Source organism: Methylobacterium phyllostachyos (assembly GCF_900103445.1).
Taxonomy (GTDB): Bacteria; Pseudomonadota; Alphaproteobacteria; order Rhizobiales; family Beijerinckiaceae; genus Methylobacterium; species Methylobacterium phyllostachyos.
This window is the reverse complement of sequence record NZ_FNHS01000014.1, coordinates 195,199-211,615: the sequence shown is the minus strand read 5'-3', so window position 1 is coordinate 211,615 and position 16,417 is coordinate 195,199. Positions and strand designations below refer to the sequence as shown.

Genomic DNA, 16,417 nt, shown 5'->3' with positions numbered 1-16,417 from the left:
GTCTCGGCCTCCGCCACCACGGCGAAATCGCGCACCCGCCGCAGCAGCCGCCCCGCGATCCGCGGCGTGCCGCGCGCGCGCCGTGCGATCTCGTTGGCCCCCTCGGCCGACATGCCGAGGCCGAGAACCCGCGCCCCGCGGGCCACGATCTGCTCCAGCTCGTCGATCTCGTAGAACTCCAGCCGGATCGGGATGCCGAACCGGTCGCGCAGCGGCGTGGTCAGCAGGCCCGCGCGCGTGGTGGCGCCGACCAGCGTGAACTTGGGCAGATCGATCTTGACCGAGCGCGCCGCCGGACCCTCGCCGATGATCAGGTCGAGCTGGTAATCCTCCATGGCCGGGTAGAGGATCTCCTCCACCGCCGGGTTGAGGCGGTGGATCTCGTCGATGAACAGGACGTCGCGCTCGTCGAGGTTGGTGAGCTGAGCGGCGAGATCGCCGGCCTTGGCGATGACCGGCCCGGAGGTTGAGCGGAAGTTGACCCCGAGCTCGCGGGCGACGATCTGGGCGAGCGTGGTCTTGCCGAGGCCCGGGGGGCCGACGAACAGCACGTGGTCGAGGGCCTGGCCGGTCTTGCGGGCGGCCTCGATGAAGATCTGCATGTTGGCCCGGGCCGCCCGCTGACCGATGAACTCGGCCAGGCTCAGCGGGCGGATCGTCTGGTCGACGTCCTCGGCCCGCTTCTCCGGCGTCAGCAGCGCGTTGGTCGGCGGTTTCGGCTTGCTCATAGACCCTTTGCTTCCGGCCCCCGGCTCCCAAGCCGGAGCGCAACAAGTCCCCCGATCAGGGGGCATCTGCAGGCGGTTCCGGGAGCCGTCACGTACGGGTCAGACCTCCTTTAGCGGCGATTGCCGGGAAGTCTAAGCACCACCGTGACGCGCGGGGGCGCACGTCATCCACCGCCCGCGATGAAACCAAAGCAGACGCCCGCGCATTCCTGCAGCACCCCGCCCGACACGTTGCCAGAGCCCTCCCGCGACATGATCCTTCGAACGACCGCACTCGGCTTGGCGAGCGCCGCGTTTCTTCTGGCGGCCACGGCCACCCAGGCCGCCGACACCCAGACCGAGACCAAGGTGGCGGATGCCGGGTCCCCGGTTCACGCCGCCGCCAGCATCGAACGTGACGACGACGCGAGTTGCAGCCGGTCACGCCGCCGCCTGTGGATCGAAGGCGAGGGCTGGGTGGTCCGCCGGATCACGACCTGCCGCTGAGACGCCTCAGGACCGGCAGGATATACGGATCGGACTTACGCACTCTTCGCGGCTGGGATCGCGGAACGGCGTCGGGTTGGGTCGGTTTCCCAGCATCCTGCGCGACGCTGTCGTGCCGACACGCAACGGAACGGCCCATGGCGATCCGGACAACTCTGCCGCTCCTCGCCCTCATCCTGGCTGCGCCGGCCTCGGCGCAGGGTTACGGCGGCGCTCCCTACGCGCCCGCCTATGCGGACACATACGGCTTCGCCGGAGAATTCGTGCGCGGTGATTATATCGGCGCACCCCTGACCCACGTGCCCAGTCCCACGCAGATCGTCCCGTCCCCGTGGAGCTATGGCACCTACGGGGTCCCGACGGTCAGCGGCATCGCAGCCGCCCCTACGGCACAACCGTCCCTCACCGTCATTCGTACCGGTAGCCCGAAGGCGCGCCGCCAGCTCGGCGCCCTGGAGGAGGATCGCACGACGGGCGCTCGGATCATCGCGATTCAGGTTCCTCGTCGCTGAGCGCGGCATACCACGCCGCATAAGGCGTGGTGCGGACCAGATGCCGATTCAGGTCCGGCGCGCCGTCGCGCCACCAGACCGGCCCACGCTCGCCGAGCGCGATCTTGGCGGCGTTCACCGCGTCACGGGCGGCGGCCAGAGCCCCGGCCGCGTCCGCCTCGCCCGCGCGTTCGGCCCGCTTGGCCTCCTTCACGGCGCGGCGTGCCGCCATCAATTCGGATACCAGCATCGCCCGCCGCTCCGACGAGAGGTCAGGGTTGGCACAGCGCCAAAGTCGTCCGCGGACAACGATATAGCGCTTGTCCGGGGTAGTTATTGCCAAGCTCATACTGACATCCATCCCGTTGTGGGTAGGTTAAGTCTTTTGGCGTACCCTGCAGATATCAATCTCAGGTCCGCCATGCAGATCGTCATCGTCGATTCGAGCCGTGTCGTCCTTCAGATCATCGCGTCGCTGATCGAGCCGCGCGGACACGCCGTGCATGCCTTCACGGATTCGGCGGAGGCGCTCGGGTTTCTCAGGGCGACGCCCACGGTCCGCGTTCTGATCACCAGCCTGGAGGTGCGGCCGCTATGCGGTCTCGAACTGTGCTGGTCCGCACGCCTGATTGCGGAGGAGCGGGGGCCGCTCCACGTCATCACGATGTCGTCGGTGCGCAACGTCCGCAGCTTGGCCGAGGCCCTCGACAGCGGCGCGGACGACTTCATCGAGAAGCCGCCGAGCGCGGAGGAGCTGAATGCCCGGCTGCGCGCCGCCGAGCGCCTGACCACCATGCAGGAGGAGTTGATCCGCCTCGCCGAGACAGATCCGCTGACCGGCGCGCTGAACCGGCGCGCCTTCTTCAACCGGGCCCGGATCGCGGCGGAGCGGAATAGCCATCCGGGCGGAGTCTCGGCGATCCTGGCCGATATCGACCACTTCAAGCGCATCAACGACCAGCACGGGCACGATACCGGCGACCGCGCGATCACCGCGGTGGCCGATCTGATCGCCGGGGAGGGCATCGGCGGTCGGCTCGGCGGCGAGGAGTTCGCCCTGATCCTGCCGCGGTGCTGTCTGTCGGAAGCCACCACGCGGGCCGAGCGCCTGCGCTCGAACGTGCAGGATCTGCGGATTCGTGCGGGCGACGCCACCGTCACGCTGAGTTGCAGCTTCGGCGTCAGCACCTGGGCCGACGGAGACAGTGTCGAGGCGCTGATCAAGCGTGCCGATATCGCCCTCTACGCAGCCAAAAGCGGCGGGCGGAACCGCGTCGTGGCATCGACACCGGACGCGGTGCCAATCGTCGCGCAATGAGCCAGTCCCGCTGCCCCATATCGGAACAGTGCCGTTAAGCACGTTGCAGGCAAGTCCCGGATCGGGACGCGACCGCCGAGAATTTATCTGAATTGTCGGCATATATGCCGATATCAAGCTTAATATTGACGAACGCCCGCTGGAACAGTTCTTGGAACCTAGTCTCCGATCCCGGTCGCTTGTATCGAGCCGGGAGAGCGGAGTGCGAGGCAATGAGTACCGCTGTTGGCGTCCTGATCCTGGATGAACCGCAGGACCTGAGCGCAACCGTCCGTGCGACCCTGGAACACATGCCGGAATTCCACACGATCGGCGCGGCCGATCTGGATATGGCCGAGGCCGGTTCCGCGGTCGCGCTGGTCTTCCTCGACGAGATCCGGCTCGCCGACGGGATCGCACGCATCGTCGATCTCAAGGAACGGCAGCCGCACCTGCGCACCCTGGTGGTGTTCGGCGCGCTGACGGCGGACGATCTGCGCGCCCTGCTGGCTGCGGGTGCCGACGCCTTCGTGGCCCGCTCGAAGGCCCCGCGCGAACTCGCGGCGGCGCTGCTTGCCCTGGCGGAGGGTTCCGACTGCCTCGTACCGCCGGAGCAGCCCCTGTCGTTGGCGAACGAGCCGGCCGACAGCCTGGGGCTCACGCCGCGCGAGGCCGAGGTGCTGCGCTTCCTCAGCTCGGGCTTCAGCAACAAGGAGGTGGCCCGGCGCCTCGCGCTCAGCGTCCGCACGGTGGAGACGCACCGGCTCAACCTGCGCCGCAAGACGCAGACCGGCCGGCTGAAGGATCTCGTCTCCCTCGCTCGCCAGCTCGGTCTGGCACCGGTGGTGGATTCGGGCGATCAGGTCCGGCGCACCATCGACCGGCGGCCGTCGGGCAACGACAGCCAGTCGCGGCACTGACCGGACCGGGTAAGACCGTGGGTGGTGGCCGCCTCAGGCGGCCCCGACCCGCACTTCGGATCCGCTGCGCGACGGGCGCTCCGCTTTCGAAGCCGAGGCCTTGTTCCGCGCCTTCCGCCCCGGCGAACTCCGCTTGCCGGCCGGCTTAACCCGCTTGCCGTCCCGCGCCGCGTCCTCGCTGGCAGCGAGCCGCGCCTGGAGCAGCGCCAGCACGGCGGCCTCCTCGGAGCGGAGGCTGGAGAGATCCTGGCTCAGCTCCGACTCGACCACATCCTTCACGTGCAGGAGCAGGCCCCCCTCCATGTAGCAGTCGAGGACCTGCGGATGGATGTAGCATTTGCGGCAGATGGTCGGCGTGTTGCCCAGCCGCCCCGCCACGCTCTCGATCGCGGCCCGGACGTTGCGCTTGGCGGCCGCGTCGCTGTCGAAACTCTCGAATTCGCGCAGCGCCAGGGCGGCCAGCACGGTGCCGGCCCAGGTGCGGAAATCCTTGGCGGTGAAATCCTCGCCCGTGATCTCGCGCAAGTAGGCGTTCACGTCCGAGGAGGTGACGTCGCGCTGGGTGCCGTCCCCGTCGATATACTGGAACAGCTCCTGCCCGGGCAGGTCCTGACAGGCCTTCACGATCCGGGCGACGCGGCGGTCCTTCAGGGCGACATCCCAGGTCTTGCCGCTCTTGCCCTTGAAACGGAACGACAGGGCCGAGCCCTCGATCCGGACATGGGGGTCGCGCAGGGTGGTGAGCCCATAGCTCTTGTTGGTGCGCGCGTAATCGTCATTACCGACCCGGATCAGCGTCGTTTCGAGCAGATGGACCACCGTGGCGAGCACCTTGTCGCGGGGGAGGCCCGGCCGCTTCATGTCGGCATCGACCCGCTGGCGGATGCCCGGCAGGGCGTCCGCGAAGGCCATGATCCGCGAGAACTTGTTGGCCTCCCGGGCCTGCCGGAAATCCGGATGGTAGCGGTACTGCTTGCGCCCCTTGGCGTCCCGGCCGGTCGCCTGGATGTGGCCGTTGCGGCGGGGGCAGATCCAGACATCGGTGTAGGCCGGGGGGATGGCGAGCGCCTTGATGCGAGCCAGCACCGCTTTGTCGCGAAGCGGCGCGCCCTTCGCGTCGAGGTAGCGGAAGCCTGTGCCGCTGCGCTTGCGGGTCAGGCCCGGCCGGCTGTCATCGACGTAAGCAAGCCCGGCCTCCTCCGCGGCCTCCCGCAGGTTCCTGCCGCCCTCTTCTGTTTCGACAGCCGCCATCGCCCGTTCCCTCACATACGCAGCCGGCTGCCGGGCCGGCGAGAAGGCTCTGGTCAACCGGCGGCGCGGGAGCGCTGTTCCTCGCCTGCGCATCCGCCGCAGGCCAATCGGCCACGCCGTGCTAGAGGGCTGCGATGACGAGCGCCGCCCCCGAAAACCTGCCCGCCCCAATGCGTAATCTTGCCTTCGTGGTGACCGAAGATTGGTTCTTCGCCTCGCACTTCCTGCCGATGGCGCGGGCCGCGATCGCCATGGGCCTGTCGGTCACCGTCGTCACGCGGGTCCGCGCGCACCGCGCGGCCATCGAGGCGACCGGCGCGCGCGTCGTGCCCCTGGAGGCGGAACGGTCGAGCCTCAGCCCCATGGCGGCGGGCTACGCGGCCGGGCAGCTCGCCGGGATCCTGAAGGCGCTCCGGGCCGATATCGTCCACTGCATCGCGCTGCGCGGGATCCTGATCGGCGGGACCGCCGCCGCGATGGCCGGCATCCCGGCGCGGGTCTACGCCCTGACCGGCCTCGGCCTCGTGGGCGCCCGCAAGGACCGGCTCGGGTCCGCGGCGCGGCTCGCCCTGCGGACGCTGATCCGCGGCCCGCTCGCCTCGTCGCGCACGCGCTTCCTGTTCGAGAACCCGGACGACGCCCGGGCGCTGGGCCTCGATCCGCTGGACCAGGCGGTCACCGTGGTCGGCGGCGCGGGGGTGGACCTCGCCGCCTACCAGCCGCAGCCCTTGCCGCCGACGCCGCCCCTGCGGGTCGCGCTCGTCGCGCGCATGCTGTGGTCGAAGGGGATCGATGTGGCCGTGGAGGCCGTCCGCCTTGCCCGTGCGCAGGGCGCGCCGGTCGAGCTCAATCTCTACGGCGCGCCCGACCCGTCGAACCGGCGCGCGATCGCCGAGGCGACGCTGCGGGATTGGAGCCGCGACGGCGTCGCTTGGCACGGGCCCACCGCCGACGTGGCCGGTGTCTGGGCGTCCCACCATGTCGCCTGCCTGCCATCCCGGGGCGGGGAAGGGCTGCCGCGCACCCTGCTGGAGGCCGCCGCCTGCGGCCGGGCGCTGGTCGCCTCGGACGTTCCGGGCTGCCGCAGCCTCGTGCGCGACGGCGTCGAGGGTCTGCTCGTCCCGACTGACGACGCGCCGGCTTTGGCACAGGCCTTGGTTCGGCTGAGCCGCGATCCGGCGCTCGTGGCGAGCCTCGGCGCGGCGGCGCGGGCGCGGATCGAGTCCGGGGGCTTCACCGAGGCCGCGGTGACCGAGGCCGTCTGCGCCCTCTGGCGCGATCTGCTGGAGGGTTGAAGATGCGCCCGCCCGACGATCCCGAAGGCTTCATCCGCGCCCATACCCGCCTGCTGCCGGTACCCCACGCCCCCGAGATCAGCCTCCACGTCGCCGACGAGGCGACCGCCCTGTGGGAGAAGACCGAGGAGGAGCTGGAGGCGATCGGCCTGCCGCCGCCATTCTGGGCCTTCGCCTGGGCGGGCGGTCAGGCGCTCGCCCGCTACATCCTCGACAATCCGGCGCTCGTGGCCGGCGCCCGGGCCATCGACTTTGCGTCGGGCTCCGGCCTCGTGGCGATCGCGGCGGCGCGGGCCGGCGCCCGGCACGTGACCGCGAGCGACCTCGACCCCTTCGCCATGGCGACGATCCGCCTGAACGCCACGGCCAACGGCGTGGCGGGCGTGATCGAGCCAGTCGCCGACGACCTGCTCGGGACGGATCCCGCGGTCGATCTCGTTCTGGCAGCCGACGTTTTCTACGAGCGCGACCTCGCCGAGGCGGTGACGGGGTGGCTCTGCGCGCTGCAGGGCCGCGGCGTTCAGGTCCTGATCGGCGATCCGGGCCGCACCTACCTGCCGCGCGACCGGCTCGACTGCTTGGCGAGCTATTCGGTTCCCGTTTCGCGCGCCCTGGAGGATGCCGAGATCAAGCGTAGCCACGTCTGGCGGTTGCGGCCATGAGCATCGCTTGGAACATCCATCCCGATCGATTCACCCAAGTGCGGCGCGCGCGCGCGGCGAGGGTTCTTCCCGGGCCGAAATGCGCTACCCTCGGCGTGGCCCCCGCGGCCTGTCGGGCAGGCGCCAGATCGTTCGACATCCCGAACCCGGGCGTCCCGCCGCGGAAGGTCATCCGATGAACAAGCCGTTGAGCGCCATGCCGCATCCTGCCCGCGTCGTCGCCTTCTCGGGAAGCGCCAAGCGCCCGTCCCGAACTCGCATCCTGGTCGAGGCGCTCGGGGCCGAACTCGGCCGCCTGCGCCGGATCGACCTGGCGGTCTACGACCTGATCGATGCCGGCCCGGGCCTCGGCGCCACGCAGCGCGACGAACTGTCGGCCTCGGCCGCGCAGCTCATCGAGGCGATCGAGGGCGCAGATGCACTGATCGTCGGAACGCCCGTCTATCAAGGCGGTTACGCCGGGCTGTTCAAGCACGTGTTCGACTTCGTGGATCCGGCCCGGATGGCGGGGATGCCGGTGGCACTCACCGCCACGGGGGGCGGGTTGCGCCACGCCCTCGTGGTCGAGCACAGCCTGCGGCCCCTGTTCGGCTTCTTCGCCGCGCATGTGGCGCCGACCTCAGTCTATGCGGGCTCCGACGACATGGCGGATGGCCAGATCCTGGATCAGACCGTGGCGGCCCGGCTCGGCAGCGCAGCGGCGGAACTCGCAGCGCTCATCGACGTGGCGCGGCCAGTCGACGTGGCGGTCTTGAACGCGCGGTGAGGCTCTCGGGAGCAGCGGGACATGACGGTCAGGCTTGAAGGATGTAGCTGACCGCGCCTCTCCATCCTCCTTCGATGGACGACTAGGGTTCAGGCCTCATCAGCCGCGAAACTCTCTCGTCTCCTTGTGGGGATGGGGAGGGAAATGCGCTCTGCTCTCACGGCTTTGGTGCCTGGAGGTGTGGATTTCCGTAGCCTCGGCGGGGCGGGAATAGCCACAGATGCAACCGCTTTCAGTTTGAGACCTGAATCGGTGAGTTCGGGGGATTTCCGATTCGCACCGCCGCCCAGCTGCGGATTGCGAAACGTCCTCGGAAGCGATGCGGTAGCGCACTCCCCGGGATCGCAGCCGGCCCTAGGTGCTGACAGGACCACGCACTCGCGCGAGGAATCATGTCAGGTTCTCCGACCACGATCGGCAAAGCCGCGCAAACGGCACTGCCGGCCACTTACGTCACGGCCTCCGGGCTGCCGCGCTACAACCCGGTCTCGCAGGCCCTGCACTGGGTGACGGCGGCGCTCGTCCTGGCCGTCCTGCCCCTTGCCTGGGTGGCGGTCAGCCTGCCGCCCGCCCCCGCCAAGGGGACCCTATTCACCCTGCACAAGTCGGTCGGCCTAACGATCCTGGCGATCGTGGTCCTGCGGATCGTCTGGCGCATGATCCGGCCCGCGCCGCCGGATCCCAAGGCGCCGCGGCTCCTGACGCTGATCGGGCGCGTCAACCACTACCTGCTCTACGCGATCTTCCTGATCATGCCGATCAGCGGCTACCTGCTGAGCGCCTTCTCGGGCCGCGACACGCCGTATTTCTGGCTGTTCACGATCCCGGGCCTGACCAAGGACGAGGGTCCCCAGAGAATCGCGGAATCGATCCACCTCGTCGGGCAATGGTTCGTCTATGCCCTGGTGCTCCTGCACATCACCGGCACCGCATGGCACCTCATCATCCGCCGCGACGGGCTGCTGGAGCGGATGCTGCCGGTTCAGGACGGCCGGAATTTGTCGCTGTAGGATCACTCCACGCGGCGCAGCATGAAGGTCGTGCCGACCTCCGGATCGCGCCTCCAGCGCCCGTCCCCGCCCGGCACGAGGTCGATGGTGTGGCCACGCTTGGCCGTGAGGGTCATCCGGCCGTTGGCGTAGCGCCAGCGGACCGGATCGAACACCTCGAGGCCGCCATCATGGCAGCCCGGGACGACGTGGACGCCACCGCCGGCCGCGTCCAGCGTGATCCGGCAGGTGTCGCGCTCCTGGAAGCGGTCGAGGGCGTAGGTCCCCGGCGCGGGTGTTGGCCCGGCCGTCACGGCGGGCGCTTGGAGTTCGGCCGGGACCGGTGCCGCCGCCTGGAGGGCGGCGGGCTTCGGGGCCGCCATGTCCGGCACAAGGTCCGCGGCCGCCGCACCGACCGGACGCATCGCCACGGTATCGAGGGGTACGAGGCTGTACTGCTCGCCATTCTCCAGCTTGGCGACGTAGCTGCGCTTGTCGGGGCGGCGGGAGAAATCCAGGATCGGCCGGACGTTGCGGTCAACAAGCCGCAGCCCCCTGTCGACGAAGAGCCAGCCGGCCATCCCGTTCATGATCGGCAAGGCCCGCCGGCACCCGGCAGGGAAGCGCAGACGTCGCCCGGACTCGCCGCTGTCCAGGACGAGGGTCATCACGCAGCGCCGGTTGGTGCCGTCGCGCGAGAGATCCCAGGTGCCGGGAACCTCGCTGACCCGCTCGGGGAGGCCGGGCAGGACAGGGGGCGCAGCGAGGGGCGCGACGGGCGGTGCCGCCAGGGTCGGTGTGGCCGCGGCATCCGGCTCGGATGGCGCCGTAGGATCGTCCTGCGCCCAGGCTGGCCACGGCAACAGGGCGAGGGCGGCGAGCAGGGCGACCGATGCCGACTTCACGATTGCGGGCTCCAGGGCGTCTCGGCGACGGGCGTCAGCGGGCCCCGCCCCTCGAACCACGAGACGACGTTGTCGACGACGAGTTGCGCCATCGCCGCCCGGGTGTGCTCGGAGGCCGAGCCGACATGTGGCAGCAGCACCGTGTTGTCGAGGGCAGCGAGGTCCTCCGGCACGTGCGGCTCGTTCTCGAACACGTCGAGGCCGGCCCCCAGGATCGTGCCGGCCTTCAGCGCCGCGGTGAGTGCCGCCTCGTCGACGAGCGTGCCCCGCGCCACGTTGATCAGGATCCCCTCCGGCCCCAGCGCCTCCAGCACGGCGGCATCGATCAGCCCGCGGGTCTCGGGGCCGCCGGGGGCAACCACGATCAGGATGTGGACCGCCTTGGCCATCCCGATCAGGCTGTCGTGATAGGTATAGGGTACGTCCGCCTGCCGGCGGCGGCCGTGATAGTCGATCGCAACCCCAAAGCTCTCGAGCCGCTTGGCGATCGCCCGCCCGATCCGTCCGAGCCCCAGGATGCCGACGCGCCGCCCGCGCAGGGAGGCGGTGAGCGGGAAGGGGGCCTTCGGCCAGTGGCCGGCGCGCAGGTAGCGGTCGGCCTGCGGAAGCCGCCGCAGGGTGGCGAGGGTGAGGCCGATCGCGAGGTCGGCGACCTCGTCGGTCAGCACGTCCGGCGTGTTGGTGACGACGATACCGCGCTCTTGCGCCGCCCCGGCATCGACCGCGTCGTAGCCGACCCCGAAATTGGCGATCAGTTCGAGCTTCGGCAGCCGGTCCATCAGGGACGCGTCCACCCCGCCCCCGACCACCAACCCCCGGATCCGCGGTCCGACCTCGGCGAGCAGCGCGTCGGGATCCGCGGCGTCCGCAAACCTATGGACGACGTGCCGCCCTTCGAAGGCTGCCTCAACCAGCGGATGCATCTTCCGCAGGAACAGGATCTCGGCCGGCGCATCTGGCATCGTTCACTCCCACCTTCGGCCGTTCAGCGATGCGGCCGGCTCCCCCGATCGGCATAGGGCCTCGACGGGGTGCAACGCCAGCGGGATACGGCGCAGCCGCTGACATCCCTCCACCGGCGCCGGGCGGCCATTTGACAGCGGCGGGGCTCGCCTCTTTCGCAAACCGTGCGCGATGCCTACTAAGGAAGCCGCATCATCGCGAGAGTTTTGCACCGCCCCATCTCCGAAGACGAAGACCAATGACCAGCCCGCGCACCCTTTACGACAAGATTTGGGACGACCACGTCGTCGATGTCCAGCCGGACGGCTCCTGCCTCCTCTACATCGACCGGCACCTCGTTCACGAGGTCACGAGCCCGCAGGCCTTCGAGGGCCTTCGCGCGGCCGGCCGCAGGGTGCGCCACCCGGAGAAGACGCTGGCGGTGGTGGACCACAACGTCCAGACCTCCGATCGCAGCCAGGGCATCGAGGATCCCGAGAGCCGGACCCAGCTCGAGGCGCTGGCCGAGAACGTGCGCGACTTCGGCGTCGAATTCTACGATGCCTTCGACCGGCGCCAGGGCATCGTTCACATCATCGGTCCGGAGCAGGGCTTCACGCTGCCCGGCCAGACCATCGTGTGCGGCGACTCCCACACCTCGACGCACGGCGCCTTCGGATCGCTGGCGCACGGCATCGGCACCTCGGAGGTCGAGCATGTGCTGGCCACCCAGACGCTGGTGCAGCGCAAGGCCAGAAACATGCGCGTCACCGTCGACGGCACCCTGCCGCCGGGGGTGACCGCCAAGGACATCATCCTGGCGATCATCGGCGAGATCGGCACCGCGGGCGGCACCGGCCACGTGATCGAGTATGCTGGTGAGGCGATCCGCGCCCTCTCGATGGAGGGACGGATGACGATCTGCAACATGTCGATCGAGGGCGGGGCACGGGCCGGCTTGGTCGCCCCCGACGCCACGACCTTCGCGTACGTGAAGGACCGGCCCAAGGCCCCGAAGGGCGCGGCCTTCGATACCGCGTGCCGCTACTGGGAGAGCCTCGTCACGGACGAGGGCGCCTTCTTCGACCGCGAGGTGCGCCTCGACGCCGCCAACCTGCCGCCGATCGTCAGCTGGGGCACGAGCCCGGAGGACGTGATCTCGGTCCAGGGCCGCGTGCCGGACCCGTCGGAGATCGCCGACGAGAACAAGCGGCAGTCCAAGGAGAAAGCCCTGGCCTATATGGGGCTGACGCCGGGTACCCGGATCACCGACATTACCCTCGACCGGGTCTTCATCGGCTCCTGCACCAATGGGCGGATCGAGGATCTGCGCGAGGTTGCGCGGGTGGTAGGCGACCGCAAGGTGCACGACGGCGTCTCGGCGATGATCGTGCCGGGCTCGGGCCTCGTGAAGGCGCAGGCGGAGGCCGAGGGTCTCGACAAGATCCTGAAGGCAGCGGGGTTCGACTGGCGCGAGCCGGGCTGCTCGATGTGCCTGGGCATGAACCCGGACAAGCTGCGGCCGGGCGAGCGCTGCGCCTCGACCTCAAACCGCAACTTCGAGGGCCGGCAGGGTCCGCGCGGGCGCACGCATCTGGTCTCGCCCGCGATGGCGGCGGCGGCGGCTGTGGCCGGACGGTTCGTCGACATCCGGGAATGGCCGCGGGGCTGAAATCGCGATTGACGGCGGCGGCTCGGTTGCCTAAACGGAGCCGTCGCCGGCCGATAGCCGACGACATGCCCAGGTGGCGGAATTGGTAGACGCGCTGGTTTCAGGTACCAGTCTCGCGAGAGGTGAAGGTTCGAGTCCTTTCCTGGGCACCAATAACGGATGTGAGCCCGCCAAGTTGTTGGCGGGCTTTATCTTTTCTGGGGTGCGAAAAGCCTTCGCGTCGCGCGGCCCATCCGGGCTTGGTTCGCAGCCCCCGTGTCGATGACACGCTTTCGAGCGCCGGCGGCCTAACTGAACAGCGCGTTACATCGCGGGCGCGTCCGATTGCATAAGTTGGCAACGGTCGTCCACGATTGCAGATGACGACGCGAAGCGTCCTCATCGAACAAAAGTATCATATGCCGAGAGCAATCTACCGGCACCACGGCAGGTGCCGGCAAGACCTACTCTGTTGATGGCTGTTGCCGGCAGGATCGGATCTTACGTGCCTGCTGACTTCGAATCAGACATCGAGCGTGGTCTCTCGCTCCCAGGCGGTGAAATGGGCGCAGTAGCTGTTCCACTCACCCTGCTTCAGCTTGAGATAGGCGGCCGAGAAGGTGCTCCCCAGGCTCGTCCGCAGGGCCTCGTCGGCCTCGAAGGCGCGCAAGGCGTCCAGCAGGTTGAGCGGCAGGCGCGGAGCGCCAGCGATCGTGTGGCCGTCGCGGTACATGTCGATGTCGCTGTGCGGCCCCGGGTCGGCGGCGTGCGCGAGCCCGTCGAGGCCGGCCGCCAGGATCGCCGCCTGGAGCAGGTAGGGGTTGGCCGCGCCGTCGGGCAGGCGCAACTCGAACCGGCCGGGCCCGGGCACCCGCACCATGTGCGTGCGGTTGTTGCCGGTCCAGGTCACGGCGTTCGGCGCCCAGGTCGCCCCCGAGATCGTGCGCGGCGCGTTGATGCGCTTGTAGGAATTGACCGTCGGGTTGGTGATCGCGGCGAGCGCGGGCGCGTGCCGCATGATCCCACCCAGGAAATGCCGGCCCCGGGTCGACAGGCCGAATGGCATCTCGGGATCCGCGAAGGCGTTCTCGGTGCCGGCCATGTTCCACACCGAGACGTGGCAGTGGCAGCCATTGCCGGTGAGCCCTGGGAACGGCTTCGGCATGAAGGTCGCCCGCAGGCCGTGCCGCTCGGCGACCGACCGGACCATGAACTTGAAGAAGGCGTGCTTGTCGGCGGTGGCGAGGGTATCGTCGTATTCCCAGTTCATCTCGAACTGGCCGTTCGCGTCCTCGTGGTCGTTCTGGTAGGGCTTCCAGCCCAGAGCCAGCATGTGGTCGCAGATCTCGGCGATCACGTCGTAGCGGCGCATCAGCGCCTGCTGGTCGTAGCAGGATTTCTCTGCCCGATCGTGATGGTCGGAGATCGCCGCCCCGTCCTGGCTCAGCAGGAAGAACTCCGCCTCGACACCGGTCTTCACCCGCAAGCCCTCGGCGGCGGCCCGTGCCACGAGTTGCTTCAGCACCACCCGGGGCGCCTGGTCGACGGGGGCGTCCGCCATGGTGCAGTCGGCCGCCACCCAGGCGACGTCCGGCTTCCAGGGCAGGCGGATCACCGAGGCGGCGTCCGGCATCGCGAACAGGTCGGGATGGGCCGGGGTCAGGTCGAGCCAGGTGGCGAAGCCCGCAAAGCCCGCGCCGTCGCGCTGCATGGCGCCGATCGCCTGCGCGGGCACCAGCTTGGCGCGCTGGCAGCCGAACAGGTCCGTGTAGGAGATCATGAAGTACTTCACGCCGTGCTCGGCGGCGTAGGCGGAAAGGTCGGTCGTCACGGCAGCCCCCTGAGCGCGGATCGGTTGGGGGCCGGTCGCGCCCCGTTCCGGCGCGACCGGCGGGGTTGTTGAGCTTAGAAGCCGGCTTTGCCCGGGTACCAGTCGGTCCCGGCCAGCGGCACGCGGGCCATGGCGGCGGCTTCCAGGGTCAGCGCCACGAGATCCTCGGGCTCCAGATTGTGTAGGTGGTTGTGGCCGCAGGCGCGCGCGATGGTCTGCGCCTCCAGGGTCATCACCTTCAGGTAGTTGGCGAGCCGCCGGCCGGCGCGCACTGGGTCGAGGCGGGCCATCAGCTCGGGATCCTGCGTGGTGATGCCCGCGGGGTCGCGGCCCTCGTGCCAGTCGTCGTAGGCGCCCGCGGTGGAGCCGAGCTTGCGGTACTCCTCCTCGTAGGCCGGGTCGTTGTCGCCGATGGCGACGAGCGCGGCGGTGCCGATCGAGACCGCGTCCGCCCCCAGCGCGATGGCCTTGGCGACATCCGCGCCCGAGCGGATGCCGCCGGAGATGACGAGCTGCACGCTCCGGTGCAGGCCGAGATCCTGCAGCGCCTGCACGGCGGGGCGAATGCAGGCCAGCGTCGGCTGGCCGACATGCTCGATGAACACGTCCTGCGTCGCCGCCGTGCCACCCTGCATACCGTCGAGGACGACGACGTCGGCCCCGGCCTTCGCGGCGAGCGCGGTGTCGTAATAGGGCCGGGCGCCGCCCACCTTCACGTAGATCGGCTTCTCCCAGTCGGTGATCTCGCGCAATTCGCCGATCTTGATCTCCAGATCGTCCGGGCCGGTCCAGTCCGGGTGGCGGCAGGCGGAGCGCTGGTCGATGCCCTTCGGCAGATCGCGCATCGCGGCGACCCGGTCGGAGATCTTCTGGCCGAGCAGCATGCCGCCGCCGCCGGGCTTGGCGCCCTGGCCGACCACCACCTCGATGGCGTCGGCGCGCCGGAGGTCGCGCGGATTCATGCCGTAGCGCGAGGGCAGGTACTGATAGACCAGGATCTCGGAATGGCCGCGCTCCTCGTCGGTCATGCCGCCGTCGCCGGTGGTGGTGGAGGTGCCGGCCAGGCTCGCGCCGCGGCCGAGCGCCTCCTTGGCGTTGGCCGAGAGGGATCCGAAGCTCATGCCGGCGATGGTGATCGGGATCTTCAACGCGATCGGCTTCTTCGCAAACCGCGTGCCGAGGGTGACGCCTGTCCCGCAGGTCTCCCGGTAGCCCTCCAGCGGGTAGCGCGACATCGAGGCGCCGAGGAACAGCAGATCGTCGAGATGCGGGAGCTTGCGCTTCGTGCCGCCGCCGCGGATGTCGTAGATGCCGGTGGCCGCGGCTCGGCGGATCTCCGCCATCGTGTGGTCGTCGAAGGTCGCCGACTTGCGCGGCGGCATCGGCGGGTTCTGGTAGGTCATGCCCGGTCTCCCGCTTGAGCCGCTCCCGATCGGGAACGGCTTTAAGTCCTTGATTTGACGCGCTTGCTTACGCCGAACCGGCATCCACTTCGGCGGCGCGCGCTCTCAGTAGGCGTCGGCGTTGTCGATGTTGAAGCTGTAGAGCGTGCGGGCCGAGCCGTAGCGCCGGAACTCTTCGGGCCGGACGTCCGTCACCCCGGCGCGGTCGAGCAGGACGGCGAGATGCTCCCGGTGCTCGGCGCGCATCGGCTTCTCGATGCAGTCGGCCCCGAGACTCTTGACGCTGCCGCGGACGAACAGCTTCGCCTCGTAGAGCGAGTCGCCCAGAGCCTCGCCGGCATCGCCCAGCACCACCAGGGAGCCGGTTTGGCCCATGAAGGCCGACATGTGCCCGATCGAGCCGTGCACGACGATGTCGATCCCCTTCATGGAGATGCCGCAGCGCGAAGCCGCGTTGCCCTTGATGACGAGGAGGCCGCCGCGCCCGGTGGCGCCGGCATATTGCGAGGCGTCACCCTCGATCACGACCGTGCCGGACATCATGTTCTCGGCGACGCCGGGGCCCGCCGAGCCCTGCACCGTGACGGTGCCGCCGTCGTTCATGCCGGCGCAGTAATAGCCGACCGAGCCGCGCACCGTGACGGTGACGGGTCCGTCGATCCCGACCGCCACCGCGTGTTGGCCACGCGGGTTCAGCACCTCGAAGGCGGTGTCGTTGGCGCCGGGAGCGACGCCGTGGAGGGCTTGGTTCAGGGCGCGCAGGGGCGTCGCCGCCAGATCGAAGACGGGCATGGGCGAGA

At 69.6% G+C, this 16,417-nt stretch carries 17 protein-coding genes and 1 tRNA gene; 10 read left to right on the top strand and 8 right to left on the bottom strand.

Features of this window, described 5'->3' with window-relative positions; all coding sequences use genetic code 11:
- Positions 1-728: Holliday junction branch migration DNA helicase RuvB (gene ruvB, locus BLQ49_RS22120; RefSeq protein WP_091719693.1), on the bottom strand; the 728-nt coding region annotated here is incomplete at its 3' end.
- Between the two features lie 252 nt (positions 729-980).
- Between ruvB and BLQ49_RS22115 the strand changes: the two genes are divergently transcribed.
- The gene (locus BLQ49_RS22115) at positions 981-1,214 is read left to right on the top strand and encodes a hypothetical protein (protein ID WP_091719691.1); all 234 of its coding nucleotides are present in this window, start codon (positions 981-983) and stop codon (positions 1,212-1,214) included.
- A gap of 137 nt (positions 1,215-1,351) precedes the next feature.
- Entirely contained in the window at positions 1,352-1,726 is a 375-nt protein-coding gene (locus BLQ49_RS22110) for a hypothetical protein (RefSeq protein ID WP_091719689.1), read from the top strand.
- Here the strand turns inward: BLQ49_RS22110 and BLQ49_RS22105 are convergent.
- On the bottom strand, positions 1,698-2,054 hold the full coding sequence (locus tag BLQ49_RS22105; protein ID WP_091719687.1) for a hypothetical protein: 357 nt from the start codon (positions 2,052-2,054) through the stop codon (positions 1,698-1,700). The two genes, BLQ49_RS22110 and BLQ49_RS22105, sit on opposite strands and share 29 nt — an antisense overlap.
- Positions 2,055-2,126: 72 nt before the next feature.
- Here BLQ49_RS22105 and BLQ49_RS22100 point away from each other — a divergent pair, with 72 nt between their 5' ends.
- Complete coding sequence (locus BLQ49_RS22100) at positions 2,127-3,023, top strand: GGDEF domain-containing protein (protein WP_091719685.1); 897 nt, start codon at positions 2,127-2,129, stop codon at positions 3,021-3,023.
- Between the two features lie 212 nt (positions 3,024-3,235).
- The gene (locus tag BLQ49_RS22095) at positions 3,236-3,922 is read left to right on the top strand and encodes a LuxR C-terminal-related transcriptional regulator (protein WP_091719683.1); all 687 of its coding nucleotides are present in this window, start codon (positions 3,236-3,238) and stop codon (positions 3,920-3,922) included.
- A 33-nt stretch (positions 3,923-3,955) separates the two neighbouring features.
- Here BLQ49_RS22095 and BLQ49_RS22090 read toward each other — a convergent pair whose 3' ends face one another.
- The gene (locus tag BLQ49_RS22090; RefSeq protein WP_091719681.1) at positions 3,956-5,173 is read right to left on the bottom strand and encodes a DNA topoisomerase IB; all 1,218 of its coding nucleotides are present in this window, start codon (positions 5,171-5,173) and stop codon (positions 3,956-3,958) included.
- A gap of 134 nt (positions 5,174-5,307) precedes the next feature.
- On the opposite strand from BLQ49_RS22090, the gene BLQ49_RS22085 reads away from it, so the two are divergent.
- The 4 genes from BLQ49_RS22085 (at position 5,308) to BLQ49_RS22070 (ending at position 8,906) form a co-directional block, all read left to right on the top strand.
- Positions 5,308-6,468, top strand: coding sequence for a glycosyltransferase family 4 protein (locus BLQ49_RS22085; RefSeq protein WP_091719679.1), 1,161 nt, complete (start codon positions 5,308-5,310; stop codon positions 6,466-6,468).
- Positions 6,469-6,470: 2 nt separating this feature from the next.
- Positions 6,471-7,130, top strand: a complete 660-nt coding sequence (locus tag BLQ49_RS22080; RefSeq protein ID WP_091719678.1) for a class I SAM-dependent methyltransferase — start codon at positions 6,471-6,473, stop codon at positions 7,128-7,130.
- A gap of 175 nt (positions 7,131-7,305) precedes the next feature.
- Positions 7,306-7,896, top strand: coding sequence for an NAD(P)H-dependent oxidoreductase (locus tag BLQ49_RS22075; protein ID WP_244507715.1), 591 nt, complete (start codon positions 7,306-7,308; stop codon positions 7,894-7,896).
- 392 nt (positions 7,897-8,288) lie between these two features.
- The gene (locus tag BLQ49_RS22070; RefSeq protein ID WP_091719676.1) at positions 8,289-8,906 is read left to right on the top strand and encodes a cytochrome b; all 618 of its coding nucleotides are present in this window, start codon (positions 8,289-8,291) and stop codon (positions 8,904-8,906) included.
- A 2-nt stretch (positions 8,907-8,908) separates the two neighbouring features.
- Here the strand turns inward: BLQ49_RS22070 and BLQ49_RS22065 are convergent, their stop codons facing one another.
- Both BLQ49_RS22065 and BLQ49_RS22060 read right to left on the bottom strand, forming a co-directional pair.
- Positions 8,909-9,790 carry an AprI/Inh family metalloprotease inhibitor gene (locus BLQ49_RS22065; RefSeq protein ID WP_091719674.1) on the bottom strand — a complete coding sequence of 294 codons (882 nt, stop codon included), beginning with the start codon at positions 9,788-9,790 and terminating at the stop codon, positions 8,909-8,911.
- On the bottom strand, positions 9,787-10,752 hold the full coding sequence (locus tag BLQ49_RS22060; RefSeq protein ID WP_091719672.1) for a 2-hydroxyacid dehydrogenase: 966 nt from the start codon (positions 10,750-10,752) through the stop codon (positions 9,787-9,789). Before BLQ49_RS22060 ends, BLQ49_RS22065 begins: the two co-directional genes overlap by 4 nt.
- 239 nt (positions 10,753-10,991) lie before the next feature.
- On the opposite strand from BLQ49_RS22060, the gene leuC reads away from it, so the two are divergent.
- Together leuC and BLQ49_RS22050 are read left to right on the top strand one after the other, a co-directional pair.
- Positions 10,992-12,404: a 3-isopropylmalate dehydratase large subunit gene (leuC, locus tag BLQ49_RS22055; RefSeq protein ID WP_091719670.1), complete on the top strand. Its 1,413-nt coding sequence runs from the start codon at positions 10,992-10,994 to the stop codon at positions 12,402-12,404.
- Positions 12,405-12,471: 67 nt separating this feature from the next.
- Positions 12,472-12,556 (top strand) — tRNA-Leu (locus tag BLQ49_RS22050).
- A 350-nt stretch (positions 12,557-12,906) separates the two neighbouring features.
- Here the strand turns inward: BLQ49_RS22050 and glnT are convergent.
- The 3 genes from glnT to BLQ49_RS22035 all read right to left on the bottom strand — a co-directional run bounded on the left by glnT (position 12,907) and on the right by BLQ49_RS22035 (position 16,409).
- Positions 12,907-14,214, bottom strand: a complete 1,308-nt coding sequence (gene glnT / locus BLQ49_RS22045; RefSeq protein ID WP_091719668.1) for a type III glutamate--ammonia ligase — start codon at positions 14,212-14,214, stop codon at positions 12,907-12,909.
- 74 nt (positions 14,215-14,288) lie between these two features.
- Positions 14,289-15,617, bottom strand: a complete 1,329-nt coding sequence (locus BLQ49_RS22040; RefSeq protein ID WP_091719666.1) for an FMN-binding glutamate synthase family protein — start codon at positions 15,615-15,617, stop codon at positions 14,289-14,291.
- 105 nt (positions 15,618-15,722) lie between these two features.
- Positions 15,723-16,409 (bottom strand): GltB/FmdC/FwdC-like GXGXG domain-containing protein, encoded by a 687-nt coding sequence (locus BLQ49_RS22035; RefSeq protein WP_091719664.1) that lies wholly within the window; start codon positions 16,407-16,409, stop codon positions 15,723-15,725.
- Positions 16,410-16,417: the final 8 nt, after the last annotated feature.